Source organism: Oscillibacter sp. (assembly GCF_031978065.1).
Lineage (GTDB): Bacteria > Bacillota > Clostridia > Oscillospirales > Oscillospiraceae > Oscillibacter.
Map to the genome: position 1 here is coordinate 1 of NZ_DALZCH010000126.1, position 8,469 is coordinate 8,469.

An 8,469-nucleotide genomic window follows, 5' to 3' on the forward strand; every position below is an offset into this window, starting at 1 on the left:
ACCGACCCGGAGGCCACGCCCTTTGCGCTTTCTATCATGCGTCGGCTCAACGAGGCCACCGCCGCGTGGAAAGCCAAGGAGAACATCGACTTCTCCCTGTATGGCACGCCGCTGGAGTCCACCACCTACCGATTCGCCAAGTGCTTGCAAAAGCGGTTCGGCATTGTCCCCGGTGTGACGGACAAGGCCTATATCACCAACAGCTATCACGTTCACGTATCCGAGGAGATCAACGCCTTTGACAAGCTGGAGTTTGAATCCCAGTTTCAGGCGCTGTCCCCCGGCGGGGCCATCAGCTATGTGGAGGTTCCCAACATGCAGGACAACATTCCTGCGGTGTTGAGCGTGATGGAGTATATCTACGACCACATTATGTACGCCGAGCTGAACACGAAGAGCGACTATTGCCAGACCTGCGGCTACGACGGGGAAATCTCTATTGTGGAGGACGATGGCAAGCTGGTTTGGGAGTGCCCCAAGTGCGGCAGCCGGGATCAGAACAAGCTGAACGTGGCCCGGCGGACCTGCGGCTATATCGGGACCCAGTTCTGGAATCAGGGCCGGACGCAGGAAATTCGGGAGCGGGTGCTCCACCTCTAAATCAACGAAAAAAAGCCCGCCGGAGGTTCTCCGGCGGGACTTTTCGAGGTGTGCCATGAATTATGCCAATATCAAAATCTGCGACATTGCAAACGGCGTGGGGGTGCGGGTCAGTCTGTTTGTCTCCGGCTGTACTCACGGCTGCCCCGGCTGCTTTAACGCCGAGGCGCAGGATTTTCAATATGGAAAGCCCTTTACACGGGAGACGGAGGAGCTGGTGCTCCGGGCGCTGGAGCCGTCCTATGTGGCGGGACTGACGCTGCTGGGGGGCGAGCCCTTTGAACCGGAAAACCAGCGCGCGCTGCTGCCCTTTATCCGCAGGGTACGGGCCGAGCGCCCGGGAAAAACCGTGTGGGCCTTTTCCGGCTATACCTGGGAGGAGCTGACGGGGGAGAGCCGCGCCCGCTGCGAGGTAACGGACGAGCTGTTGGCCCTCACCGATGTACTGGTGGACGGGGAGTTTGTCCAGTTGCTGAAGGACATTTCCCTGCGCTTCCGCGGCAGCGCCAACCAGCGGATTATCGACGTGCCCGCGTCTTTGCGGGAGGGAGAAGCGGTTCTCTGGAAGGGCTGACAAGAGAAAGTCCCTTCGTGTGCAGAACGGACGGAGGGGGATTGCACAAGCCTGTCGGGATCGACGCGGCAGAGGGAGCCCGCACCCGCGAGGCGGCGGAGAATTACTCACAGCGGGCTGCGGAAGTGAATTCCGCAGCCCGCTGTATTTTTACCGCCCGGGGCTTGAAAAAGGGCCGGGCCTTTGTTGGAAAACAAACCGCCGGACAAGGCGGGCAAATGGATTCCCGCTTTTTTCCCTGCCCTGCATGAAAGCGTTTCCCTCCGCATACATCCAAACAGCCGGGCGAAACTGTTTCGCCGGGGAGGAGGAGAACCAAATGAAAACCCCACTTTCCAATGCGGAGTCAACGGGATGCCCTTCCGGGGCTGTCCCCGGTTTGAGGACGCTGAAAAATCTGCTTACAACCGCCTTAGTCCCTGCGGGGAGCACGTTGTACATCTACGGCGGCGGCTGGAACCGGGAGGATACCGGAGCGGGTCCCCAGGCGGTCCGCATCGGGCTTGCGCCGGAGTGGTGCGCGTTTTTCAGGGCGCAGAACAAATGCTATTTTTATCGGGACTATTATCCTGTATTGGGTAGAAATATTTATTATTACGCGGGGCTGGATTGCTCCGGTTATCTGGGATGGACAGTGTACAACACGCTCCATGACCAAGACGGCCTTCCCGGCTATGTGTGCTCCGCTGTTGAGATGGCCGGGGACTTTGTCCGCCGTGGCTGGGGCCGTCTGACGGAAATTGGGGAGGGAAATGCGCTTTGTCCGGGGGATATTTGCAGCATCGCGGGACACGTCTGGCTGTGCATGGGGACCTGCGGCGACGGCAGCGTTCTGTTGGCCCACTCCACGCCTTCCGACAGCCGCGCGGGCTGCCCCGGAGGGGGCGTACAGCTCAGCGCACTGTCACCCGGTAATTTCGATTGCTGCGAAGCGCTGGCGCTGGCGGAGACAGTGATGCGGCGCTGTCCCGCGTGGTATGCCCGTTACGCGCCGGTTAAAAAACCGTGGGAGGTTTATACGGCGTTTTCCGGCGGTGTGTTCCGTTGGGCGCTTGACGGGGGCGTTCTTACCGACCCGGAGGGATTTGCTACTCTTTCGGCGGGGGAGGTGCTGTCGCAAATTTTCGGCGGGCCGGGACTTTCTTGTTCTCACCGGTGAATGAAGGTTGGAATTTCCCTGATGAGGACCCGTTTGCTTCCGTGGGGTGGCGCGCAAGAGAACGATTCTCCCCAGACAAAAGCTTCCATTTTTGTCGCCGCTGCGTCTCAAGCCCGGGCCGTAAAAGTGGGGCTCCTTTTCTTTTAGAACTGCTCGTTTCCACGCAACAGCTTTGGAAGCTTCTATGTATCAACGCAAAAAGGTCCGGGGGTTCAACAGAGTTGATCCCCCGGACCTTTTTTCCTTACATAGACCGAAATACGTCCTTATTCTGCGTAAAATACTCCACGCCAGAATACAGCGTGGTCACAACAATCACCCATACGCACGCGGTGTTTAACACCTTTGGGATGGGCAAAAACATCAGCACAAGGCAGAGCATGGTGGCAGCGGTTTTCACCTTGCCGGACCAGCCGGCGGCAATGACGCGCCCCGCGTCGGACGCCAGCATTCTAAGCCCGCTGACGGCAAATTCCCGGCAAATGACAATCAGCAGCGCCCACGCGGGCATCTGCCCGATTTCCACAAACCAGAGCATGGCCGCGGTGACCAGCATTTTGTCCGCCAGAGGGTCCGCAAACTTCCCAAAATCCGTGACCAGATTTCTGGACCGGGCAATGTGGCCGTCCAACAAATCCGTGAGACTTGCCAGAATGAAAATGGCCAGCGCCACGTAATTTGCGCCGGGAAAGCCCCAGTACAGCACCGTCATGAATACCGGAATCAGCAAAATGCGCAGCAGGGTCAGCTTATTCGGCAGATTCACCGTGGCTCACTCCTTTTATCCAGTCAGCTCGCCGTCCGTGGTTCCGGTGAGGCGGACGTTTATAAAGTCTCCCGGACGGACCTCGTCGGCATCAAACCAAATGCGCCCGTCAATATCCGGGGACTCGGCATAGCTGCGCCCGTAATAGTGCTGGGCCTGAGGGTCAAAGCCCTCGCACAAAACCTCCCGCAAAGAGCCGAGAACGGATTCGTTGTACCCGTCAATCACATCGGATTGTACGTCCACCAGCAGCTCCGTCCGGCGGCGGGCCTCCTCGGCATCCACATGGTCCATTTTGGCGGCGGGAGTTCCTTCCTCGGGAGAGAAGGGGAACACGCCCGCCCGCTCGATTTTCGTCTCCCGCAGGAATTCGCAAAGCTCTTCAAAGGCCGCGTCGTCCTCCAGCGGCAGTCCCGCGATGATGCTGGTGCGCAGCACCAAACCGGGAATGCGCGCCCGCAGTTTGTCCAAAAGGACCAGTAGCTCCGCCTTGGTGTCACGGCGGTTCATGGCCTTTAAAATCACGTCGTTGCAGTGCTGGATAGGAAGGTCGATATACTTGAGAATCTTCGGCTCCGCGGCGATGACCTCCATCAACTCATCGTCGATTTCGTCAGGGTAGAGGTAGTGGAGCCGAATCCAATGGAAGTCCAGCTTGCACAGCTCCCGCAGCAGGGGAGCAAGCTGATGCTTACCAGTCAGGTCCGTTCCATACCGGGTGATATCCTGCGCAATGACAATCAGTTCTTTCACGCCCCGGTCCGCCAAATCTCTGGCTTCCTCCAAAAGGTGCTTCATGGGGCGGCTGCGGTATTTTCCGCGCAGAGAGGGAATGACGCAATAGGCGCAGCGGTTGTCGCAGCCCTCCGCAATCCGCAGGTATGCGTACCAGCCCGGCGTGGAGAGAACGCGTTCCCCCTCCTGCTCCGCCGTGTGGATGCTGCCGAAGCGGCAGGGCCGTTCTCCGGCCATCACGGCGTCCACGGCGGCGGCTACGTCGCCGTAGCTTCCAGTGCCCAACACGCCGTCCACCTCCGGCAGCTCGCCCAGCACATCCTCCTGATACCGCTGGGCCATGCAGCCGGTGACGAGAATTTTTTGGACCTTTCCCGCCTTTTTCAACGCACCCATCTCCAGAATGTTGTCAATGGCCTCCTCACAGGCAGAGGCCAGAAAGCCGCAGGTGTTCACCACCGCCACGTCCGCGCCCTCCGGCGCGGCGGCAACGGTGTGGCCTGCCGCCGTGACGGTGGCCATCATCTGCTCGCAGTTCACCTGATTCTTCGCGCAGCCAAGGGAAATAAACGCAACACTGTACTTCAAAATAGCTCCTCCATTGCATGGGTTTCGATTTGCGGGCCGCGCCAAGAGCGCGGCCCAATGTGTCCTGATGATTTTGACGCGGCCTAATTGTTACAATGCAGGCCTGCCTGTTTTTACAGAGCTTCTAATTGCTTAAAGTTCTTTTAAAACAACTTCAGCCTGTTTCGGCGCAGGCAATGCCTTTTTAAAAAGGATACTCAGGCTTCGTCGGGTAGTTCTGCCCAAGCGGACAGCCCGGTTCTCACGTCGCTCCAGCCAAAGCCCCGGCGCGTCAGCGCGTCGGCCGCACGGCGGCGTTCCCGCTCGTCCGGCGGACCCTTGCGAAAGCGGTCTTGCAGATACGCCGCGATAATGTCCGCCGGGTCCGGGGCGGAAGACATGGCGTCCTCCCACAGTTCCCGGGGGACGCCGTGTTTGTAAAGCTCGTCCCGATAGCGGGCGGGGCCATAGCCCTTTTCTGCGCAGTGGCGCACCAGAAGGGCGGCATACTCCCCATCGTCCAGCGCACCGATGGCTTCCAGCCATTCGGCGGCGTAGCGAGCCTCTGTTTCCGACGCGCCTTTTTCCGTCAGCTTTCGCTCCAGATCCCGTCGGGACATTGCCCGCCGCCCGATCAGCTCCGCTGCCCGGGCCTTTGCGTCGGAGCCGGAGGCGGAAGCCTTCAGCCGCCCCAGTGTCTCTTCGTCCAACTCGTCTCCGGCCCGCAGGCCAAAGTCCAGCAGCTCCTGCTCGGTGATTTTCAGCAGTGTCCCATCCTCAAGAAACACCAGAACTCGCCCGGCAACATGCTTCGACCGCTCTAAACGGTCAATTTTCATCGTTAAAATCGTCTGCGTCCACATCCACGGCCCGGCCCGCCGCTTTGGCCGCCACGCGGGACTGGCCGGTGAGCAGTTTATCGAAGTTGGCGCGGATATCCGCTTCCAGCTTTTCCATCACTTCCGGGTTATCACGCAGGTAGTTTTTCGCGGTGTCACGGCCCTGACCGATGCGGGTTTCCCCCATGGAGAACCAAGACCCGGATTTCTGCACCAAATCCAGCTTAATTCCCAAGTCAATCAACTCTCCACTGCGGGAGATGCCCTCGCCGTACATGATGTCAAACTCCGCCTCCCGGAACGGTGGGGCCATTTTGTTTTTTACCACCTTGGCCCGGGTGCGGTTACCGATAAGCTCCGTGCCGTTTTTTAGGGCCTCGATGCGGCGCACGTCGATGCGGATGGAGGAATAGAACTTCAGCGCCCGGCCGCCGGTGGTGACCTCGGGATTTCCGTAAGTAACGCCCACCTTTTCCCGGAGCTGGTTGATAAAGATGACGATGCAGTTGGTTTTGCCGATGGCGCCAGTAAGCTTACGCAGGGCCTGGCTCATCAGCCGGGCCTGAAGGCCCACGTAGCTGTCACCCATGTCACCCTCGATTTCCGCACGGGGAACCAGAGCCGCCACGCTGTCCACCACCACCACGTCGATGGCGCCGGAGCGCACCAGCGCTTCGGTGATCTCCAGCGCCTGCTCGCCGGTGTCGGGCTGAGAAATCAGCATGTTCTCAATGTCCACGCCAAGAGCGCGGGCATAGGAGGGATCTAGCGCGTGCTCCGCGTCCACGAAGGCAACCTCGCCGCCCTTCTTCTGGGCCTGTGCCACTGCATGCAGGGCCAGCGTGGTTTTACCGGAAGATTCCGGCCCGTAAATCTCAATGATGCGGCCCCGGGGCAATCCACCCACGCCCAGCGCCAGATCCAGCGCCAGCGACCCGGTGGGTACGGTGTCGATCTCCAGGTTCGACCGATCCCCCAGCCGCATGATGGAGCCCTTGCCATAGGCCTTTTCAATCTGGGCGATGGCGCTTTTAATGGCCTGATCCTTGTCTGAGGCGATTTCCGCCTTCTTATCCGGCAGTGAGGATGCGGCTGCTTTATCTTTTGCCATAGTCTTCTTCCTCCTTATTTTTCGGACCGTGCTGTAAAAACTCTTTTAAAGCGCGCAAACAGACACCTATTGGCCCGTTTGTCCCGGCTTAAATCTCGGCGCACAGCGTTCCAAACACCACGCGGGGAATCCCGTTTGTGTCCTTCACCACCTGAATGTCCCCGAAGCCGGCGGCGCGCATGATGCGCAGTACGCTGTCCGCCTGCCCGATGCCCACCTCGAAGTACAGCCGCCCGCCGGGGGCCAGCGCCTGCCGCCACCGCTCCACAATGTCGCGGTAAAAGTCCAGCCCGTCCGCGCCGCCGTCCAGCGCCAGATGGGGCTCGTAGTCTCGCACCGCCGCATCCAGCGAAGGAATGTCCCCCACGGGGATATAGGGGGGGTTAGACACGATGCAGTGAAACTCCCCCAAAGCGGGGGAGGGCTTTTGCCGCGCGTCTGTCTGCATGCAGACCGCCCTTCCGGAAAGGCCGCAGCGCCGCACGTTCTGGCGGCAAATTTTCAGCGCTGCCTCGCTTAACTCGCCCAGCACCACCCGGGCCTGAGGCACCCGGCAGCCGATGGCGAGTCCCACGCAGCCGCTGCCGGCGCACAAATCCAGCACCCGGCACTCGGGCAGAGCGCCGCAGAACTCAATGGCCTGCGCGGCCAAAACCTCCGTGTCCGTCCGGGGAATCAGCACGGCGGGGGAGATGTCCAGCGGCAGGCCAAAAAATTCCCACTCGCCCACAAGATACGCCACCGGCTCTCCCGCCAGCCGCCGCGCCAGCAGGTCGTGGGCCCGCTGTTCCAGCTCCGGCGAGGCGTACAGCGCCCCGTCCCGCACCAGCTCTTCCCGGTTCTTGCCGGTGGCGAAGCACGTCAGCTCCCGGGCCTCCAGTGTGGCCATTTCCACACCGGCGGCTTTCAGTCCGGCGCGAAGATCCATATATAAATTGTTATAGGTCTTGGTCACGTTTGCTTCATCCTTTATAAAAAAGCTGTGATTACCAGGCGTCCTGCCCCTTTTCGTTGGGCAAAACCAGCTCCAGCGAACGGATAGCGCACTCAATCATAGAGTCCTCCGGCTCGTTGGTGGTAAAATTCTGCATCCACATGCCCGGGGCGGTCAGGGCCTTTGCAAGGCCGGAGCTGCTGCGGCCCACCCAGCGGTTGAACTCATAGGTAATGCCCACCACCAGCGGCAGTAGCGCCAGATGCACCAGTGTGCGCAGCCACACGTTGGTGATCGGCCAGATACCGAACACCGCGGAAGAAATAAGGATGGACACAAAAATCACCACAAATAGGAAGCTTGTGCCGCAGCGGGGATGGTGCCGGGGCTGAATGCGGACGTTTTCCACTGTCAGGGGCAGGCCCGCTTCGTAGCAGAAGATGGTTTTATGTTCCGCGCCGTGGTACTGAAACACCCGGTAGATGTCCTTCATTTTCGAGCAGGCCACCAGATAGATCATAAAGATAATGATTTTCAAAACGCCTTCCACCACGTTGCGCCCCCACAGAGGGAAGCCGGGGAAGAAGTGGAGAATCCCGCCGGTGATAAACGTGGGCAGCACCAGAAACAGCAGCAGTGACATCCCCACGCCCACTACGGTGGCCACGGCCACCAGCATCGCCTCCAGCTTTTTGCTGGACAAATGCTTTTCAAGCCATAAATCAAATTTGGACGGCTTTGCAGCCTCGTCCTCCGGGTAAAAGTCCGCGGAGTACATCAGGGCCTTCACGCCCTTGACCATGGAGTCCAAAAAGTTTACGGTGCCCCGCACCAGCGGCCAGCCCAAAAACGGGTGACGCTCCTTAATGAGGTGAAGCTCCTCCACCTTTTCCACCAGATTTCCCTCGTGATCCCGCACGACAATGGCCTGCTTTTCAGGCCCGCGCATCAAAATGCCCTCGATCAAAGCCTGTCCGCCGATGCTGGTGCGGAAGGCGCAGGAATTGTTTTCTGCCATGTGTGGTCCTTTCTAGTTACTTAGAATAGCACAAAATTTTTATAAATGCAACATTTGTTCTACAATATTTTTGCCGCCCGCGTGATCCGGCGGCAAAGACGCCCATGTGCCTGCCGCAAAAGGCGGCGGACGGCAGGGGCGGATTTTTCAGTTTCCGATTGGCAGG

General features: G+C 59.5%; 9 protein-coding genes. 3 read left to right on the plus strand and 6 right to left on the minus strand.

Annotated elements, in window-relative coordinates:
* From nrdD to RTK01_RS14555, 3 genes are all read left to right on the plus strand, one after another.
* Positions 1-600: anaerobic ribonucleoside-triphosphate reductase (gene nrdD / locus RTK01_RS14545; RefSeq protein ID WP_312281661.1), on the plus strand; the 600-nt coding region annotated here is incomplete at its 5' end.
* A 55-nt stretch (positions 601-655) separates the two neighbouring features.
* A complete protein-coding gene (gene nrdG / locus RTK01_RS14550; protein WP_312281662.1) occupies positions 656-1,174 on the plus strand; it encodes an anaerobic ribonucleoside-triphosphate reductase activating protein in 519 nt (172 codons plus the stop codon).
* Positions 1,175-1,493: 319 nt separating this feature from the next.
* Entirely contained in the window at positions 1,494-2,333 is an 840-nt protein-coding gene (locus RTK01_RS14555; RefSeq protein WP_312281663.1) for a hypothetical protein, read from the plus strand.
* A 244-nt stretch (positions 2,334-2,577) separates the two neighbouring features.
* On the opposite strand, the gene pgsA is transcribed toward RTK01_RS14555, so the two are convergent.
* The 6 genes from pgsA to RTK01_RS14585 all read right to left on the minus strand — a co-directional run bounded on the left by pgsA (position 2,578) and on the right by RTK01_RS14585 (position 8,303).
* A complete protein-coding gene (gene pgsA, locus RTK01_RS14560) occupies positions 2,578-3,099 on the minus strand; it encodes a CDP-diacylglycerol--glycerol-3-phosphate 3-phosphatidyltransferase (RefSeq protein WP_312281664.1) in 522 nt (173 codons plus the stop codon).
* Between the two features lie 15 nt (positions 3,100-3,114).
* Complete coding sequence (rimO, locus tag RTK01_RS14565) at positions 3,115-4,422, minus strand: 30S ribosomal protein S12 methylthiotransferase RimO (protein WP_312281665.1); 1,308 nt, start codon at positions 4,420-4,422, stop codon at positions 3,115-3,117.
* Positions 4,423-4,619: 197 nt separating this feature from the next.
* On the minus strand, positions 4,620-5,240 hold the full coding sequence (locus RTK01_RS14570; RefSeq protein WP_312281666.1) for a regulatory protein RecX: 621 nt from the start codon (positions 5,238-5,240) through the stop codon (positions 4,620-4,622).
* Entirely contained in the window at positions 5,230-6,351 is a 1,122-nt protein-coding gene (gene recA, locus RTK01_RS14575; protein WP_312281667.1) for a recombinase RecA, read from the minus strand. Before recA ends, RTK01_RS14570 begins: the two co-directional genes overlap by 11 nt.
* An 88-nt stretch (positions 6,352-6,439) precedes the next feature.
* Complete coding sequence (prmC, locus tag RTK01_RS14580; protein WP_312281668.1) at positions 6,440-7,306, minus strand: peptide chain release factor N(5)-glutamine methyltransferase; 867 nt, start codon at positions 7,304-7,306, stop codon at positions 6,440-6,442.
* Between the two features lie 31 nt (positions 7,307-7,337).
* Positions 7,338-8,303, minus strand: a complete 966-nt coding sequence (locus RTK01_RS14585; protein WP_312281669.1) for a DUF1385 domain-containing protein — start codon at positions 8,301-8,303, stop codon at positions 7,338-7,340.
* Between the last annotated feature and the right edge of the window lie 166 nt (positions 8,304-8,469).